At 49.4% G+C, this 17883-nt stretch carries 12 protein-coding genes; 3 read left to right on the top strand and 9 right to left on the bottom strand.

Features of this window, described 5'->3' with window-relative positions; translation table 11 throughout:
• The first annotated feature begins 370 nt into the window (after nt 1-370).
• The gene (locus AC1DM9_RS04430) at nt 371-1132 is read left to right on the top strand and encodes a response regulator transcription factor (protein WP_477578747.1); all 762 of its coding nucleotides are present in this window, start codon (nt 371-373) and stop codon (nt 1130-1132) included.
• Between the two features lie 159 nt (nt 1133-1291).
• Here the strand turns inward: AC1DM9_RS04430 and AC1DM9_RS04425 are convergent, their stop codons facing one another.
• The 5 genes from AC1DM9_RS04425 to AC1DM9_RS04405 form a co-directional block, all read right to left on the bottom strand.
• Entirely contained in the window at nt 1292-2167 is an 876-nt protein-coding gene (locus AC1DM9_RS04425) for an ABC transporter ATP-binding protein (protein WP_441880489.1), read from the bottom strand.
• Nucleotides 2168-2170: 3 nt separating this feature from the next.
• Nucleotides 2171-5038 carry an ABC transporter permease gene (locus AC1DM9_RS04420; protein WP_477578745.1) on the bottom strand — a complete coding sequence of 956 codons (2868 nt, stop codon included), beginning with the start codon at nt 5036-5038 and terminating at the stop codon, nt 2171-2173.
• A 55-nt stretch (nt 5039-5093) separates the two neighbouring features.
• Nucleotides 5094-6179 (bottom strand): efflux RND transporter periplasmic adaptor subunit, encoded by a 1086-nt coding sequence (locus tag AC1DM9_RS04415; protein WP_477578743.1) that lies wholly within the window; start codon nt 6177-6179, stop codon nt 5094-5096.
• On the bottom strand, nt 6127-6810 hold the full coding sequence (locus tag AC1DM9_RS04410; RefSeq protein ID WP_441880612.1) for an ABC transporter ATP-binding protein: 684 nt from the start codon (nt 6808-6810) through the stop codon (nt 6127-6129). The genes AC1DM9_RS04415 and AC1DM9_RS04410 overlap by 53 nt, the downstream gene beginning before the upstream one ends.
• Nucleotides 6811-7348: 538 nt before the next feature.
• A complete protein-coding gene (locus tag AC1DM9_RS04405; RefSeq protein ID WP_477578896.1) occupies nt 7349-8887 on the bottom strand; it encodes a glycoside hydrolase family 43 protein in 1539 nt (512 codons plus the stop codon).
• Between the two features lie 378 nt (nt 8888-9265).
• On the opposite strand from AC1DM9_RS04405, the gene AC1DM9_RS04400 reads away from it, so the two are divergent.
• Entirely contained in the window at nt 9266-9499 is a 234-nt protein-coding gene (locus AC1DM9_RS04400; RefSeq protein WP_477578741.1) for a hypothetical protein, read from the top strand.
• Nucleotides 9500-9511: 12 nt separating this feature from the next.
• Here AC1DM9_RS04400 and AC1DM9_RS04395 read toward each other — a convergent pair whose 3' ends face one another.
• Nucleotides 9512-11083 carry a response regulator transcription factor gene (locus tag AC1DM9_RS04395; protein WP_477550184.1) on the bottom strand — a complete coding sequence of 524 codons (1572 nt, stop codon included), beginning with the start codon at nt 11081-11083 and terminating at the stop codon, nt 9512-9514.
• A gap of 122 nt (nt 11084-11205) precedes the next feature.
• Between AC1DM9_RS04395 and AC1DM9_RS04390 the strand changes: the two genes are divergently transcribed.
• A complete protein-coding gene (locus AC1DM9_RS04390) occupies nt 11206-12348 on the top strand; it encodes a family 8 glycosyl hydrolase (RefSeq protein ID WP_477578739.1) in 1143 nt (380 codons plus the stop codon).
• A 272-nt stretch (nt 12349-12620) separates the two neighbouring features.
• Here AC1DM9_RS04390 and AC1DM9_RS04385 read toward each other — a convergent pair whose 3' ends face one another.
• The 3 genes from AC1DM9_RS04385 to AC1DM9_RS04375 all read right to left on the bottom strand — a co-directional run bounded on the left by AC1DM9_RS04385 (nt 12621) and on the right by AC1DM9_RS04375 (nt 17791).
• Nucleotides 12621-14249, bottom strand: a complete 1629-nt coding sequence (locus tag AC1DM9_RS04385) for a helix-turn-helix domain-containing protein (RefSeq protein ID WP_477578738.1) — start codon at nt 14247-14249, stop codon at nt 12621-12623.
• The gene (locus AC1DM9_RS04380) at nt 14224-15993 is read right to left on the bottom strand and encodes a sensor histidine kinase (protein ID WP_441880477.1); all 1770 of its coding nucleotides are present in this window, start codon (nt 15991-15993) and stop codon (nt 14224-14226) included. The genes AC1DM9_RS04385 and AC1DM9_RS04380 overlap by 26 nt, the downstream gene beginning before the upstream one ends.
• A gap of 85 nt (nt 15994-16078) precedes the next feature.
• Nucleotides 16079-17791: an extracellular solute-binding protein gene (locus tag AC1DM9_RS04375; RefSeq protein WP_477578736.1), complete on the bottom strand. Its 1713-nt coding sequence runs from the start codon at nt 17789-17791 to the stop codon at nt 16079-16081.
• Between the last annotated feature and the right edge of the window lie 92 nt (nt 17792-17883).

Raw genomic sequence — 17883 nt, 5'->3', positions numbered from 1 at the left:
CTTAACATATTGAACTACATCGAAAGTGTAGCGCTTTCATAAGGCAAGCAACAACCTGTTGAATATCAGGTTTATTACCTGTCATATTCTAGATTGGAAATCATTTACTTTCGCCAAAAGCCGGTTTTTTTTCAATAAGTAAAAACCTGTGGGCAATGCAAAGAAAAGCACGTTGTATCCACTGCCCCCAATTTACATAATTAAAGCGTAGACTTATCTCCCGTCAGGGAAACCCCTAAGTACAAGTATAAGAATGTAAAGCATCTGTTGATTTACTGTGCTTATATTTCACAGCGAAACGTTAGCTTTTACAGCCAAAGACGGCGGTAGACGTTTACGCTCAAGCAAATGCAATTGGGAGGTAACCATCGTGTATAAAGTGCTGCTTGTCGACTATGACTCCACATCGTCGATGGAGATGTTGCAACATATGCCAGAGTGGAATGGAATTGGATTTGAATTGGACGCTTATGCGAACAGCTCTGCGGACGCTATCGAATTTCTCGATCGAAACTATTTTTCGCTCATCCTGGTCGGCATGAACGGCTCTCACCATGACGCCTTGTTTCTTTGTGATTACATTCGCCGGAAGAGCCGCGTACCGCTCGTCTTGATAGGCGGAAGCAACGACTTCCAGCTTGCCCGAAAGGCTCTCTATTACCAAGTAAATGATTATTTGCCAGACCCTGTTTCTTCTGTCGAACTGACTTCATGTCTTCTGACCGTCAAAGGCGAGCTTGATTGTGTAAACGATAAAAATAAAGCGCTATCATGGACGCCTGTGGAAAATGATGCCCAGCTTCAGCCTAATATCATCGAGAGGGTCAAGGAATATGTCGATGAATCGCTGCATCAAAATATTACCTTGAAGCAAATTTCCAACAGTCTGCATTTCAATTGCTCGTATTTAGGTCAAAAATTCAAGTATCAGGAAAATATGACCTTCAATGAATATTTGCTGCAGCAGCGCATGGAGAAAGCAAAGCTGCTGCTTGAGAATACGGACATGAAGGTGTACGAAATCGCGAATGAGATCGGATATTCGGAGATGGATTGGTTCTATAAGAAGTTCAAAGCGTATACCGGTGTAAGTGCTAACGAATATCGTAAGATGTTTTCCATTATCGCGTAACCGCTTACATTTTTGCGTGGCGGATTCGTCTGACATTTCTAGCAAAAAAACCTCATCCTCGCCTAATAGCGGGAAATGAGGTTTTTGCTTTTGTGTAGGAGGTTTCCCAATCACGTCATAATCTTTAAGATCGCTGCTACGTTAACTTTCCGTGCGTTCCTAACGCGGATAGAGGACAATGCGGCCATCCTCCATTTCTACCCGCACCTTGTTGATTTCTTTGAATCCTTCCGTGTCTAGGAAACCGGAAGGAATTTGCAGGCGACCCGCTTTATCCAGCACCGCATATTCCGTGTGGCTCTCCGCCTCCAGCACAGCGCTTTCGGCATCCAACATGGCCAGCTCATCAGCGTACGAGACTTTGCGGATCATCTCTGCCGACGTTTTGCCATCCCGAATCTGGACGACCCGGTCCACCTTGCGAGCCAGTTCCGGATCATGCGTTACAATTACGATCGTAATTCCGATCGATCGATTAAGCGCTCGGAACAAATCGAGTACTTGATTCGATGTGTTCGTATCGAGGGATCCTGTTGGCTCATCGGCGAGCAGCAGCTTCGGATCGTTGGCAAGCGCGATCGCGATCGCCACCCTCTGCTGCTCACCGCCAGACAGCTCATTCAGCCTGTTCTTCATCCGGTGGCCAAGCCCAACCGCCTCCAGCAGTTCCATAGCCCGTGCCCGCCGGCGCTTGCCGCGAAGCAGCATCGGAAGCTCCACATTAGCCAGCGCCGTTAAATAAGGAATAAGATTACGCGCATTGTTCTGCCATACAAAACCGACTGTATCCCGCTTATAGGCTACCAGTTCCTTTTCTCCGAACTTCAGCAGGTCTTTGCCGTCCACATAAAGCTTGCCGGCCGACGGCTTGTCAAGTCCCCCCAGCATGTTCAGGAGCGTCGACTTGCCGCTGCCTGAATTGCCGATAATCGCCATTAGCTCGCCGGCCTCGACCTGTAGATCCAGACCTTGCAGAGCGAACACCTCAAGATCCGCCATTTTGTAAATTTTGACGAGTCCTTCACTTCTAATCATCCTTTACTCCTCTCCAAGCTTGAGTGCTTGTGCAATCCGGATTCTCGACAAGCGGTAACCGAGAATAAGCAAACCCAGGGTCAGCGTAATGCCGACGATGCTGTACAGCTGCAAATAATCACTGAGCTGCTGAATCATTTCAAAAGGCGGCACTTGATCCTTCGTTGCGAAGGACATCTCGAAGAGCGGTACGAATAGCTCGCTTATCGAATTGCCGATGAATACACCCAGAACAACTGCCGCTCCCGAAGTCAGCAATTGCTCGCTGACGAGCATGCCGATAATTTGTCCGAACCGAATACCCATTGCCCCGAGCACGCCGTATTGAAGTGTTCTGCCTGACAGCGTGAGCACCCAGAACAGCAAGAAGCCGAAAAAGCTGATGAGCATGGAGATAACGAATCCGAGTGTCATAACGCCATTGATTGCGAGTCTGAACGGATCGTTTTTCGATTCAATCAGCTCTTGCGTGGCATCCTGAAGCTGAATGATTCGCAGCTTCTTCTCTGCCAGTTGGTCGTAGACGAATTGGCTTGTAACGCCATCCTTCAGTTTCAGCCATACTTCGTATGGCTCTACAGCAAGTCTCTTCTGAATTGTTCCGAGATGGCCTACGATCAAGTTGGGCTGAACCGCTTTTTCATTATCCTTGCTGCCCGTAGGAAGCGGATTCCAGCTTGGCCAGTAATCGATAATGCCATAGACGACGAATTGCGCCTGATCGAGCCCGTCCCAGGACAAGCTGATGGTGTCGCCTGGCTTTACTTTTGCCTTCTTCGCGATAGAACGAGAGATCAGTACCGCCTTCGTATTAGGCGCGAGGAGATTAAGGTAACCGTTAATGGGATAGTCAAGCAGCCCATCCTTCATCCATGTCGTCTGGCCGAAGTTCATCGTGTCGATGCCAAAGAGCGTCGTCGCTCCGCTTGCCCCGCTGGCAGGCGTGACGAAGCGCGCATTCTCTTTCTTAAATACTTTAGCGCTCGCCTCAATGCCTTCCAGCTCTTCGAACGGCTGAAACGGCGGCTCGATGTAATTTACCCGGCTCGAGCTCGACGTTGTCGGTTCGGTCAGTGTTTGAGAGGCCGACGACATATAGGTTGAGGGACGCGCATCGCTTTCCCAGCGGGTCATAATCGACATATCCGCTCCGATGGCGTACTGAATCTTGCTCTCCATGTTGTCATTTATGGTTCGGGCCGCATTCGCGCTAAAGAGTCCTGTCGCAACGGTCATGATCAGAAACAGCTTGATCGTCTGATATTGACCGGACGATCGGCTAATCTGTATTAGCGTGTTGTACAGCGCTGGCGACCACCATTTGCGGCCAGCCCAATAAATCAGACGTATGAACCACGGATAGACCCGCAGCAGCAGCAAGCCGCCCCCGAGAGCAAAAAGCGAAGGCATCAGAAAAAGCATCGGATCGAGCTGGAAAGCATCTGAATCAAGCCCTAACCGTTGCAAATCCTCCTGCCGTTTGTTGAAATTATAGAGCAAATACATAGCAACGCCGACAAGGATAAAATCAAGTCCGGTCTTATGCCAAAACGTCAGCTTGTTATGGCGGGCATTCTGCTGCTTATGACTGACGATACTGACTCTGGTCGCCATGATAGCCGGTATGAGAGTCAAAACCAATGCGGCAGCTACCGCTGCCCCCGACATCAAGTAAGCGCTGCTGGTCAGACTGACCTCGAGCGCCGAACGATCGACGAACTCTAGGAAACCGTTCGAGGCGCCTAATACTTTAGTGAACAGAATGCCGAGAAAAGGACCAACCGCAAGTGCGCTAACGCCAAGAAATAGGCTCTCGAACGTATAGGCCGTCATAATCTGCAGACGACTTGCCCCTCTGCTGCGCAGAACGGAAATCTCCGTCTTCTGCCGTTCAATAATGAGATTGGCCGCCATATAGAGATAGAAGGCGAGCATCAGCATGACCGGCGAATAAAGAGACAGCATCATGACATCAAGCTTCTCTTGTTTGCCTTGATAGGCATCCACTGTCGAAATGGCAGGAATGTTGACCTCGTCGACGCCGATGCGACCGCGGAAATATCGCCTGATGTCCTTGTCGGCCTGTACGAATGCATCAATCGACTCGATCGTTAACTGCTCATAATCAAGCGCCACTCGCCACTCGAGGCTCGCGAGCTTCGTCTTGCCTCCAATGATAAAATCGCTCTCGAATTGATCGAATGGAATAATAAAACCATCGCTGTCCTGTGAAGCGAGGTAAGGCAAATAAGGATCGGCAGTCGGATCCGTCTCCATGATCCCTACCGCGATAAAGCGGAACTTCTTTTTGTCCGGCGCTTCCGCGATCAATTCGTCCCCGAGATCACGTTTCGTCGCAATAAGGAACTTCTGTGTAACGAGAGCCTCGTAAATGCCGTCCGTGCGTACGGCTGGCATCACGCCGTCGATCAGGCGAACGCGCTTCTCAAGACCGGATAGCGACTTGATGCTGCCCGCCGCCTTTTGCGACTGCTTCTCCTGATCCGTGGCATCAGCTCCGTACACCTTCATGCGCTGCGTGAAGCGTTGTTGATAAGCGGATAAAGCTTCGAGTCCCGCTCTTCCCGGTATCGTTTGCACGAATCGGTCAGCCCGCCTGATGGCTTCTACTGTCTTCTCGTCCACGGACGACGAGGATACCGTCGTTCCGATGCGGATATATCCCGGATACACGCCTTCTTGAAGTTGCACCGATTGAAGCTCCTTCTGCAGCGTCTGCTGCAAGATGGCTTCGGAGTAAAGCGGCATGGAGCTGAACAAAGCCACGCACACAGTAAGGCCGATCCAAAGGTTCAACTGCAGCCACTTGTTGTTTGCCATCTTTCGAAGGATCATCGTCCATAAGGCCATATGTACACCCCATCCCTGCGCCGGATACATTGCTGTATCCGGTCTTCATTGTTATTTAGTTGTTCAAGATGACCTTCTGGCCTTCCTCGAGTCCCTTAACGATTTCGGCCTCCGTCGGCGTTATCAGCCCCACCTCTACGTCGACCTCCTTGCGTCGCTCGCCTTCCGCCACCTGTACGTAATAGCGACCCATGTAAGAACGAATGGCCGAGCGAGGCAGGATGATGACGTTCTCGCGCTTCTGAAGCTCGATCGTCAGCTCGGCGCTATCGCCGATTTGGATGCCGGCCGGGGCTTTGTCCATGCTCATGTAGAGCGTTACAGCATTGCGCTCTGCTTTGGACCCTTCCGTTCCGATAGGCACAGTCGAAGGCGATTGCAGCACTTTGCCCGTATACGCCTTTCCCTTGTATTTCAAATTGACCGGCATGCCTGCTTCAACCGGCTGTACCTCCTTCATATCTGCGGCAACATACGTAAGCTGAATGCGGGACGTATCCGCGATCGATACGATAGCCTGGTAGGCGTTCACAAAGTCGCCCGCATTCAATGTCTCCACGAACGTCACCGTTCCCGATAGGGTCGCATATAGACGTGATTTTGCAAGACGCTTCTCCATCGACTGAAGCGATATTTTCTCGCGTTCGAGATCGATTTCGCGCAAACGCAAGTCAGTGGTCGACGCGCCGTCAAGATACGCTTGCTTGAACAGCAGCTCTGCTCGTTCCACGTTAAGCCGTTGAAGGCTAACCTGAAGCTCAAGATCACCGGTTTCCTGCTCCACGAGCAGATCGCCAGCGTGAACTTCCTGCCCGGCGCTTACCTTGATTGCTTTGAGCCGGCCTCCCGATTCCTTGAATGACAAGTTCTCCGCGCTCGAGGAAACGAAACGAGCCGTTCCTTTCAGATACGTCTGAATCGATCCGCGGCTTGCTTCTACGATATCCAATTGCTCCTGCGCCGGCTGAACAAGCGGCGGCTGCAAAGCAGTCTGCTCTGCAGGGAGAAGGCCGCATCCGGATAGTGCTAGCAACAATGCCAACGCCACTGCTGATCGGCGCATGCCTGAAAGCAGCAGTCCGCCTCCCTTATTCGATGTTCGTTTGCGATACAATTCTTCCATCCTCCAATGAAATGACATGATCGACAAGCTCCATAATGCCCGGGTCATGCGTGGTCAGAACGACCGTCATACCAGAACGATTAACGAGCTCCCGGAATACTCTCATCACTTGAAAGCCCATTCGGCTATCGAGCTCTGCCGTCGGCTCGTCCGCGATGAGCAGCACAGGCTCGTGGGCAATTGCCCGTGCGATCGCCACGCGCTGCTGCTCTCCTCCTGAGAGCTCGGCCGGCCGATGCTTCATTCTTTCCTTCATCCCAACCTGCTCCAATGCCCGTTCCGCCGCCTCCCGATTGCCCTTAAACGGCGTGCCCGCAACGCGCAGGCCGAATTCCACATTCTCGTATGCATTCATGAGTGGAATAAGTCCAAATGACTGGAAGACGAGGCCGATTTCTTTGCGCCTCAGAGCACTTCTCTCTTTTCCGGGCATACGCGTAATTTCTCTGTCTCGGAAAAACACTTGCCCTTCCGTTGGCTCGTCAAGCGCGCTGAGCATATTCAGCAAAGTCGTCTTGCCTGAACCGGACCTGCCCTTAAGCGCAACCATTGATCCGGCTGGTATAGCCAAATGAACATCCGATAACGCGGTGACGGCGCCACTGCCTCTACCGAATACACGCTTAAGGCCGACCGCCTTCAGTATCATCCCGCCGATTGCTTCTCCCGGCAATTCTAACTTCGCCAATACCGCTAACCTCCTCATTTTTCCCCGTTATTACTATTTATTTTAACGCTTTCATTTCTGTAGAAGTACCTGTTCATTTCTTGTTCGTTTACCCTATAAACGATAGCTTTGGTCTCGATTAACAACTAAAAAACAACAAATTGAACCCTAAATCGCAAGCTAAGGCCTCTTTTCAATTGAACTATATAAGTTGAACTAAAGTTTCTCGTTTTGGTCGCTGCGCGAGAAGAACATTCTTACGATCGCGGTTGTAACCAGATTTTTTGATTGACTAAGACATTTAAAGGTAAAAATCCGGCTACAAAGGCGAACACTGCGTTTCTCCAGAACGATCTTCTCGCTTCGCTTAAACTGTATTTCTTTAGTTCAACCAATATAGGAACTCCACGAACAACAAAACCTCTGCTTTACATCAAAGAAAAGACTCGCAGCGAAGAGGCTGCAAGTCTTTTTCTGTTCAAGGAAGTTGAATCGATTTCATTAAGGGTAACCTTTTCAATTATTTAGAAAACTGCCATGCACGAAAGGTGAACAAATCCGTATCGGCCTTGCCTTTGAACACAAAATACAGATCGTGAATGCCTACGGCGCCTTCAACCACCGTATTTACTTCTGTCCAGCCTGTCGATCCGTCATCAGCCTGTGGAACAGCAAGCGAACCTATCAAATCGCCATCCGGACTGTCCAAACGAAGCTCTATGACGGCAGCCTCGCTTCCGCCTGCTATGAACGCCGAAAACGTAGAGGCGCCGGCGCCGAAGTCCACGCCTGACACAGCTGTCCAATCGCCGTTGTGAATAGCTCCGATTGCAACCTCTTCTACCGTCGTTCCGTTATCGTCCATCTTATGCGGCAACGCATCAATGCCTGCGCTCCAAGCAAGCGTTCCCGCCTCCACTCGCACGAACGGGTTAAGCTTATCGAGCTGCGGTACGCCTTTCAAATCCGCTTCAATTTCTAGAATCGAGCCGTCCGCGCCGAAGCTCACTTTGTTCAAATGCGTCGATCGATAGCCTTTCGGTACACCCATCGCCTTTGATAATGTCTGCGCGTGATACGCAATGTACCATTCGTCCTGGAATTGGAACATCGCATGGTGATTATTGCCGCCCACGCCGAAGAAGTGGCCGGGATTTTTCAGAATGGTGCCTTGGTATGTCCACGGCCCCATAGGATGATCGCTTGTCATGTAAGCGATTTCCCCTGCAGGCGGGCTTCCTTCTGGACGAGTGCCGCCGTAAAAATTCGAGCAGTATGTGTAATAATAAGTACCGCCTGCTTTATTGATGCCGGCATCCTCGAACATGAATGGCGCAGGAATGACAGCGGCTTCGCCGACGACGCTGATCATGTCGTCCCCTAGCTGCATAACGCGAGCCGTAGCAGGCTTCTCCTCTTTGCCCTCTGGGATACCCCCGCCAAAGTAGATGTACGCCTTGCCGTCATCATCGACCAGCACCGCCGGATCGAACAGCCATGTCACGCCTTCTGCGGCCGGCGCCGATCTCGCAATTAATGGCTTGCCGATCGGATCGATCCAAGGTCCCGTCGGGCTGTCGCTCGTGAGCACGCCAATGCCACTGGCGTTATTCGCAAAGTAAAGGAAGAACTTATCCTTGCCGTCAATCACCTTATGCGCCGCTGCCGGCGCCCAGGATTGCGTCGCCCACTTCGCCTCCCCTTCTGGACCAGCGGCAACTACGAAACCATGATCCGTCCAGTTCATTAAGTCCGAGGAGGAAACGATCGACAGCCGCTTGATTGATCCGTAAGAGTTATCCTTCACCTCTCCAGCGGAGTCGTATTCTAGTACGTCGTAGGTATTGTAAATATAAACACGGCCATTATATACGAGAGCATAAGGATCTGCGCCGAATTTATGGGATACGATCGGATTGCCGTTCTGCGGAAGCTTCCCGACCGCGCTGGCAGGCGGCTCATAGCTCAGCTTCGAGGTTGCCTGGTTAACGTCATATGCCGTGTTATTATGATTGGACTCCAAGATTTCCAGACTGCTTACCTTCAATTCATCTTTCATTTTCACAATCAACTCCCGCTTTTGTTTTAATGTAATCGTAGCCAGCGCTTTGCTGCCGTCAAGATTCGTGAATGAAACCTTGGAACCGTCGTCATTGCTGATCCAAAGCTCCAGCCCTTCATCGGAAGGCTTTAAGGCGACATTTGCCGCCGAAACATTATTGAGGTTCAGAACGATCGAACCGACTTCGAATGCAACCGGAATGTGAAGCAAGGCGCGAATTTGTACAACCTCAGCCCCGATCGGGAAATCATCCATGAGTAAATCCACTTCATATGTGCTATCCCTCTTCTTGCTAAGCTCTACCGTCTCTTCCTTCAGATAAGCCGACAGCTTCACATCAGGCCGCTGCTCCGATTCATTCCGGTTAGCCTGCAATTGGCTGAGAAGGAATATCGCTGTGGCGGTCACTGCAAGGGCGGCAATGATTCCAAAGCGCTTCTTGCTTGTCAAAAAGCTTTCACCTCTTTCCCTATTATTGAACATAGTAAGGTTAACCTCGGCAAGGAACAACCCGCCAAATTCTCAGTCATTACCCGTCTATTTCTAGTTGTTATGCAGATGAATCCGATCACGAAGCGAAATAGCAATTCGAGCAGCACCGCCAACTAACAGCCTTCGGTCTTATTGCAGGTTCCATTTATTTCGATATTCGGAAGGTGACATTTGCTCCAGCTTCTCGAATTGCGTAATGAAATAATCGGAATTGTTAAATCCGACACGCTCTGCCACCTCGTATATGCGAAAGTCCTTAATCCTCAACAATTTTTTCGCCTCTGTGATTCTAAGCTGCTGCAGGTATTCATTAAAGTACACACCGTATTTTTTTTTGAAGAGCTGTCCTAAATAAGCCGGATTCAAATAAAATTGACCAGCAATGATTTTCAAACTAATATTTTTGCTGTAATTTTGGTCGATGTACGTTTTGATTTTGTGAATTCTCCCCTTCCCGTAGGTTCTGTATAGCATGTTGATCAAATCGCTTGCTTCGAAAACGAAAGCGTTAAGCAGCCGTATGATCTCGTCTAACGTGACATTGTAATCATACCAATTAATAATTGGTTCAAAGGACGTCAGCTCGGTTTCATCGCCTTCCATGCTTCTAATCGATATACAAATCAATAACACGCAGTGTACGATGCTTGTTTGAATCGCCTCGGGCGAGAAACGTTTCTCGCGAAATTCAGAAAATATCCGATTAACGACCAGTCTGATTTCATATGAATCATTCTCCTCGACTGCCTCTACCAACTTCCGACATAGGTCGCCGTCTAATTGTCCGTAAACTAATGTTGTTTCTTTCACTTCGCTATATGCAATGAAACACTCGGCGCTTCTGTAATACTTGCTAGTTACTGCTTTTTTGGCGCTTGTATACGATTCCTTGATCTTATCCAATTGCTTGACCGTTGTTCCCGCGTAGGCGCGATACGGAAGCCCACAGCGATCTTCGAGCCGCATTAATAAAAGCTCCATAAACGTCTTTATGCTTCCTCCAACGCCAGCAAGATACATTGAGGGAACGATCAACCCATAGGTTCTTCCGTGCTCGGATATAAACGGCTCTGACGCTCTTGGGACGATTTGCTGTATCGCATCCCGAATGTCTGCCCGAATTTTCTCCTTTAACGGAAACTTCCTTCCGCTCCAAGGATGAACGTTATTCAGCTCAATTAGCGTGTATGTAAACGCCTCTGATCCGATCGCCATTTCCAGCACTATGCTTTCCTCTTTCGCCTTCCCCGTCGATTCTCCCCTGATCAAAGTTTCGATCTGCTTCTGGTTCTTCAGCATGCGTTTACGCACTTGAAGCTGTTTTTTCCTCTCCAGCTTGTCGTGCAGCTTCACAAGTGCATAAACAAAGTCATCTTCGTCGATAGGCTTAAGCACATAATCCAATACGCCCAAACGAACGGCCTGCTGCGCATAACAGAAATCGGTATGCCTGCTTATAATAACGAACTCGGTATCGAGCTTCTCCTCCTCCGCAGCTTGGATTAAGGCAAGACCGTCGAGTACGGGCATTCGGATATCAGTGATGACAAGATCGGGTTTTTTGTCTCTAATCATGGCAAGCGCGTCCTTGCCATCAGCCGCTTCACCGATCACTTGATAACCGTTGCCCTCCCAATCTATCATTCCTATAAAGTCTTTGCGGAAAAATAGTTCGTCGTCGACAATAATAACGCTATGCATGAGGCAGCCCTCTCTCTTCGAAAATTGAAAAGTGCTATATTTTTTAAAGTAAACGCTATAATTCCTTAAGCATCGACCATGTTATGATATGTTCAAAAAAATGTACTGTGGAGGTTGCGACAATGTCAGACTCAAACCAAGGTGCTTTCCATACAGGCAGCTACAGAAATCTATTCAAGGAACTTGGGTATTCCTTTCAGGAAATCGAAAGCAAGCTCGAGCACGCTTGGAACGAGCTGTTCTATGGCAACCCTGAAATGCGCATCTATTACCCTTTGGGCGACGACAAAGGGTATCTTCTAGATACCGGCAATCTGGATGTACGCTCAGAAGGCATGTCTTACGGCATGATGATGGCGGTGCAAATGAACAAAAAAGATGAATTCGACAGACTATGGAACTATGCGAAGACGTTCATGCAGCATAAGGACGGGCGTTACAAGCATTACTTCGCGTGGCATTGCAAGCCGGACGGCTCTCGTATTTCACAAGGTCCAGCACCCGACGGGGAAGAGTTTTTCGCCATGGCCTTAATTTTCGCCTCGAACCGCTGGGGTAACGGGCCAGTGCCGTTTGATTATTCCGAGCAAGCTAAAACAATTCTGCGCGCATGCATCCATCAGGGAGAGAACGGCGAAGGCGACCCGATGTGGGATCCAGCAACTAAGCTGATTAAATTCATACCTGAATCGCCGTTTAGCGATCCCTCCTATCATCTCCCGCACTTCTATGAATTGTTCGCGATTCATGCCGATGAACAGGACAGGCCGTTCTGGAGAGATGCCGCAGAAGCGAGTCGCGCTTACCTGCATGCCGCCTGCCATCCGGAAACGGGACTCTCCCCCGAATACGCGAACTATGACGGAACGCCTGCGGTACCTCAGCGGTACGGCGACTTTCGGCATTTCTTCAGTGACGCTTACCGCGTAGCGGCGAATATCGGACTTGACTATGAATGGTTCCGCAAGGACCCATGGCAAATCGATCAGAGTAATCGCATCCAGGCGTTCTTCCGCAACATCGATGTTTCCGACTATCGTCGCTATACAATCGAAGGCAAACCATTTGAGGAACCGGCGCTCCATCCGATCGGCCTTCTCGCCACGAATGCAATGGCTTCTCTCGCTGCGGACGGACCCGATTCCGCCTATTTTGTCCGCTTGTTCTGGGACACGCCCCTCCGTACCGGCGAGCGGCGCTATTACGATAATTGCCTGTATTTCTTCAGTCTGCTGGCATTAAGCGGCAACTACCGTATTTATTAAACAATTTCACAAGGTGAAACGGCTGTCGCCGTCATTTGGCGGCGTGGCTCGATTCATTCCGAGTTATATAAGACTTCGATTGCGATCCGCGGCATTGCTCGGCCTCTCGTTACATCAATTTATCGTCTTCAAGATACATCCACAACCTGACGAATCATATGTTTTTACCCTTCAAATTGTAGTACTGCAACAACCGGCTGCGCGCAGAAACAATAAACAAGGCGAAAGGATAAGAGAAACCTTATCCTTTCGCCTTGTTCATTGGAATTCATCTATACGTTGAGTGAATCGCGATACTCTTGGGGCGTCATACCCGTCACCTTCTTGAAGAAACGCGTGAACGAATGAGCGGCTTCATACCCGACTGATACGGCAACCTCTCTTACCTTCAAATCGTTGTCATGCAGCAGTTCCTTCGCTTTTCTTGCTCTGCAGGTATCGATATATTCAGATAGATTAATGCCTCGTTCCTGCTTGAAGAAACGCGACAGATAGGATGGATTGAAGTAGTGGATTTCCGCAAGCCTTACCAAAGAAAGGTCCTCCCTCAGATGGTCGTCGATGTACTGGCAGATTCGGTCAATAACTTGCGAGGTTCTGTCCCGCTCATCGCTCTGCTTATATCGGAAAATCGCTTCCGCGGTTTGCTTCAAATACTCGAACCCCTCCTTCATCGAGGCATGGCAGTCCAGTCGCATCAGCTTCCCGTGATCATCAAGGCGGCTTTGCAGCCCCAGCTTGTTCAAGCACGAGTAGAGTATCAGAGCAACCGAATAATAAGCTTCGATGGATCGCTGTGCTTGCTCGTTGTGAAGCAGCGCCACTCTCGACAATTGCTCCCAATCAGAATAAAACTCTTCCGCGCGGCCAGCCTCCAAATGTGCAGCCATAATCTCTACTTTACGGCTCGGTACGAATGCTTCTTTCCCCGAAAATCCGTCCATATTCTCGTCATGATCCCTTAGAATCATGCAAATGCCAGTTCCGATCCTAAGCTGCTGCAGTCGGCGCAGTCTCTCATATTGCTGGGTGACGGCCGTCCAATCGCAGCTTGTTCCGCTTATTGTCAACGTGATTTCCAGTTTAAGAGAGGAGAGGCAGGCTTCTTGGATAAGCTCGAGTACCCCCTCGATATAACATGCGAAGTCGACGGCTGGTTTCCCACCGCTTTCACTTCCAGGCTGTATGAACCACATAAGGTCACCATGCCGATCGACAATTCCGATGCTCTTCACATGGTCCTTCAGCAAGGAATCCCATATCGTCCTGGCCGAAGCAAGCAGCTTGCTCCTCTCCGTATACGTCATGCCGGACGGGTACGACAACCTAGCAAGCACGAGCATGACAGTTTTCGTTGGGTCCAGTCCGATATTCAAATGGCCGAATTCCTCCATGAGCTCCTTCTGCTCCGAACAGAGCGAATCGCTCTCATGCAGCAGTTGCCTCATATAATCGCCTTGCGCCATGAACTCGTATGCATACTTCTGCTCACGTGATTGCTCAAGCAACATGTTCTCGACCGTGCTTCGCTGAATATCGAGCAAGGCGCCCCGGACAGCTTCCGTCACTTTCGCATACCCTTCTGTCTTCAGCAAATAACGGACATCCGGCATTTGAAATGCCCGGTAAGCAAAATCGAATTCGCTATGTCCCGTAAGAAAAATGACCTTGCATCTCGGCCAATACGTCAATATTTCTTCCGACAACTCCAGTCCGTTCTTGCCCGGCATGGCGATATCAGTCATTACAATATCGATGCGCGTTCGCGACATCCATTCCAAAGCTTCCTTAGCCGAATACGCCTTGCAAACGTCCAATTGATCCGGAATGAGCTTGCTCAACACCTCATAAAGTCCGTCGGTTATAATTTCCTCGTCATCGACGATTAGCAGCCGGTGCATCCCCATCCGCCTCCTTTGAATTTATGCGTATTTCGACTCGCAAGCCACCTAACTCACTTCTTGATAGAAACAAGCCGCTGCCTTCGCCATAGGTCAGTATAATCCGACGGTGGATATTAATGATCCCTGTCATTTCATGCGCTTCCCCGTTATTTGCCATTTGACCGTTCAAAGCGTCGACTAGAGCGTCGTCGATCCGGCTTCCGTTGTCTTCGACGACAATCATGGACTCCTGCTCATTCCGTACAAAGAAGATGCGCAGAAAGCCCTCCTCCGACATTTTCTCAAGACTATGTTCATACGCGTTCTCGATAATTGGCTGAACGATAAGCCTTGGTACACGTATGCGCTCCATTTCCTTCGGCAGCTCGTCGAACTGTACGCTTATGCGTCTAGAAAACCTAAGCTTCTGGATCTCGGTATACATCCTTGCATGCTTGATTTCCTCCGAAAGGTAAACATTATCCTCCCCGTTGCGCGTAATAAATCTGAAATATTCGCCCAGCATATTTGTAAAAAGCTCGATACGATCCGTATCGCCCGTTTTGGCAAGCGAATTAAGGATAAAGAAGCTATTGTACAGGAAATGCGGGTTAATCTGTGACTGCAGCTGCTTCAGCTCAGCCTTCTGCATCATCAGCTTCTGCTTAAAATCCTGATCGATCAGCGTCTGCAATTTGTTCAGCATGTGATTAAAACGATCATATAAATAACCGAACTCGTCCTTCTTCTCGTGATCGATCTGAATATCCAGCGTGCCGCCTTCCATTCTGCGGAAGCTCTGAACAAGCAGCAGCAGCGGCCGATGAACGAGCCTATACGTCGAGAGGGAATAAACAACTATAGCGAGAATCGACGTGCCCGTGAACAGCCAAGCCCATAGATTAAACTTATTAAGCGGCCTTTTGACCGTCTCCTCCGGCAAATACGTGACGACCGAAAGCCCTAATTCCGGTGAATTGGCTTTGTCGACATGATACGTTTGTCCATTTACTTTCAATAGCAGGGAACTTTCTTTCGAAAGACGAGTTGTTTGCAAATATTTGTCCAAAATAACGCTAGAATTGTCGTTGCCAAGCAGCGTAAAATCCACCTCATCGGCGATCAAGAAAGAACCGCTCTCAGCATAAACGCTCAGTTGATTTAACGATTCCTTCAGCTTCGCCGTATCGAGCTCGATCTGCACGATATAAAGCGGCTCTTCCCCCTTCCTTCCCCCGAACTTGGAGGCGCTTAGGTGAAGTGAATCTCCCTGCCTGATGAGACGCTTCGCCCCGTTTCGTTCCGACACGGCACGGATTTGATCATACCTTCCTTGCTCGAGATCGTGAACGGCATTGCCGAATGAGAGCGTTTTGCCGATGGAGGGGATATGAACGTATATATCCTTCATATAAGCGCTGCTGTTCTTAATGGAGGTCAGCCGATGAACCAAGTAGTCCATGCTCTCCTTCTTCTCGACGCTGTCCATCATATCCCACGTTACCGCGACTTTCGTAAGCTCTCCTTCCTGCAGCATATCGAATTGCTGAACCTCCAGCCATTCCACCTCGCGGTTCATGTCCTCAAGATACGATGACAGCTGCGCCAAGGTGTTTCTGGAAATGTCCTGGCTCGCGTTGGTGTAGCTCCAGTTATATAAATAAACGCCAAGTAAGATAATAGGCAAAATAACGACGAGATGCATGATAACAAGCCTTAAAAACAAAGCATGGCGCATGGAATTGACGGGTATCTTAAGCAATCTTACACAACTCCTCGCAAGCAGCTTTATCTATGGAGGGAACAAGGAATACTAAAGGAACGCTATGAGAGAACCTACTTCTTATCTAGGATGTACCGTCTTTCTTGGTAAACCACTCGTTTACCTCAGCCGTCATCTGCGATCCGCCTAATCGATGCCATTCTTCGACGAAGCGGTCAAATTCCTCGATAGGCCGTCCGAGAATAATGTTCATATATGTTTTATGCTTCAAATCGTCCAATATGGATTGCTTCTCGATAATCGCTTGCGTCGGAACGCCGACGAACTTCTCGTAGAGCAGCTGATTGTTTTTTTCATAATCCCTGAAGATGGAGAACGCCCCCTTGGGCCCGTAAGTACGTTCCCACCCCCAGCCGGTTACGTTGTTTTTAGTCAAATACGCATCGATATTTTTTTTGATCGCTTTAGCTTCATCATGCAGCACCGCTTCGTCTCCCGTGGTCCGGAATTCATCCAGCTGCAGAAAAGCCTCGTAATTTTTGAGCAATGGCGCGGGAGTAAAAGGCGAGAGCTGCCATGCTGGATACGGAGTGCTGTAGTAGGTTTCGTATTCCGCTGTAACGCCCCAATTTTTCTCTAGATGCAAATTGATCATTTTCACGATCGCTTCGGGGTGCTCTACCCCTTTTTTGACGGCTAGAAACTGCGTAGTCGCAAAGCGAAGCGGTACTTTGGGCTTCTGGCCGCTATCCGACACAATAGGGAATGGCTGCCAGTCCGCATCGGCATCCTTCTCGTAGCTTGCTTGAACCAAGAATGAACCCCATTGCTCTCCGAACATCATGCCGATTTTCCCTTCCGAGATCATCGCCTTCTCTTTACGGCCGTCCTTTAACGCAAATTCCGGATCAATTTGTCCATCGCGGTACATCTGCTGAAGAACGGCTAGCGCCTTTTTCACTTCCGGCTGAACGGCTCCATTCATAAGCTTGCCCGTATCATCCTCCAGCCAAATGTTTGGGTAAGCGCCGTAACCGGCCATAAAATCCAAAGCCCCCATAACGGGATCCCACAAATATTGCGTGAGCGCCAGCCCGTACGTGTCGTTTTTGCCGTTTCCGTCGGGATCGTTTTCTGTAAACGCTTTCGAAATTGCGAGCAAATCATTCATCGTCTCTGGCGGCTTTAAATCGAGCCGCTTCAGCCAATCGGTCCGTATCCATAAGTATTGGGCGCCTTCGATCGATGCCGACGTTTCTGGTATCGCCATCAGCTTCCCGTCAATCGTTGCCGCCTCAAACGGCCCCGTCCCTTCCTGGTTCAGCACATCCTTGGTGAACGGCGCTGCATACTGCTCGTACACGCTGGTTAAATCCTGCATGAGTCCTTCGTTTGCCAATTGCCGCAACTGCTGCGCATTCACTCTGACGATATCGGGTATGTTGCCCGATGCTAACGCAGATCCTAATTTTTGTTGATAGAGATCCCTTTTGGCAGTCCATTCGTACTTAACCCGAATGCCAAGCACATCCTCGTATAGCTGGCTCCACCGATTGTTATCGAGTGTCTCCCCCGGAAAATTGGCTATCAAATCCGTAAAGTCTTCGTCTATTTCCCGTACGAGCGAAATTTCGATAGGAGGATTATATTTTGTTAAGCCTAAATCCGAATACATCGATTGTTCCGTAACTTCGGTATCAGGCTTCTCTGCCGCTTCCTTATTTTCGCACGCCGTAAGCGTCTGCATAAACATGAATACGGCGAGCATGAGCGCAGCCTTATTCCATATTCGCTTCCGCAAGATGACAACCCCATTTCTCGACAACGAATTAATCATGCATGTTTATTATTCTCCATGATTGATCACCAAAAAATCAAGAGCCAATCCTTTATAATGTTACCCAATCTTTACTTGATGAAAAAATGAGG

It is taken from the genome of Paenibacillus sp. 01T431 (assembly GCF_056398625.1).
Note: the sequence above shows the minus strand (reverse complement) of the source record. Positions and strands in the feature narration are given on the sequence as shown.

What these genes read in the sequence shown, in the direction of transcription:
- AC1DM9_RS04425 (WP_441880489.1), bottom strand. Translation starts at nt 2,167, where the DNA reads ATGATTAGAAGTGAAGGACTCGTCAAAATTTACAAAATGGCGGATCTT.
- AC1DM9_RS04420 (WP_477578745.1), bottom strand. Translation starts at nt 5,038, where the DNA reads ATGGCCTTATGGACGATGATCCTTCGAAAGATGGCAAACAACAAGTGG.
- AC1DM9_RS04415 (WP_477578743.1), bottom strand. Translation starts at nt 6,179, where the DNA reads ATGTCATTTCATTGGAGGATGGAAGAATTGTATCGCAAACGAACATCG.
- AC1DM9_RS04410 (WP_441880612.1), bottom strand. Translation starts at nt 6,810, where the DNA reads ATGATACTGAAGGCGGTCGGCCTTAAGCGTGTATTCGGTAGAGGCAGT.
- AC1DM9_RS04405 (WP_477578896.1), bottom strand. Translation starts at nt 8,887, where the DNA reads ATGAAAGATGAATTGAAGGTAAGCAGTCTGGAAATCTTGGAGTCCAAT.
- AC1DM9_RS04395 (WP_477550184.1), bottom strand. Translation starts at nt 11,083, where the DNA reads ATGCATAGCGTTATTATTGTCGACGACGAACTATTTTTCCGCAAAGAC.
- AC1DM9_RS04390 (WP_477578739.1), top strand. Translation starts at nt 11,206, where the DNA reads ATGTCAGACTCAAACCAAGGTGCTTTCCATACAGGCAGCTACAGAAAT.
- AC1DM9_RS04385 (WP_477578738.1), bottom strand. Translation starts at nt 14,249, where the DNA reads ATGCACCGGCTGCTAATCGTCGATGACGAGGAAATTATAACCGACGGA.
- AC1DM9_RS04375 (WP_477578736.1), bottom strand. Translation starts at nt 17,791, where the DNA reads ATGATTAATTCGTTGTCGAGAAATGGGGTTGTCATCTTGCGGAAGCGA.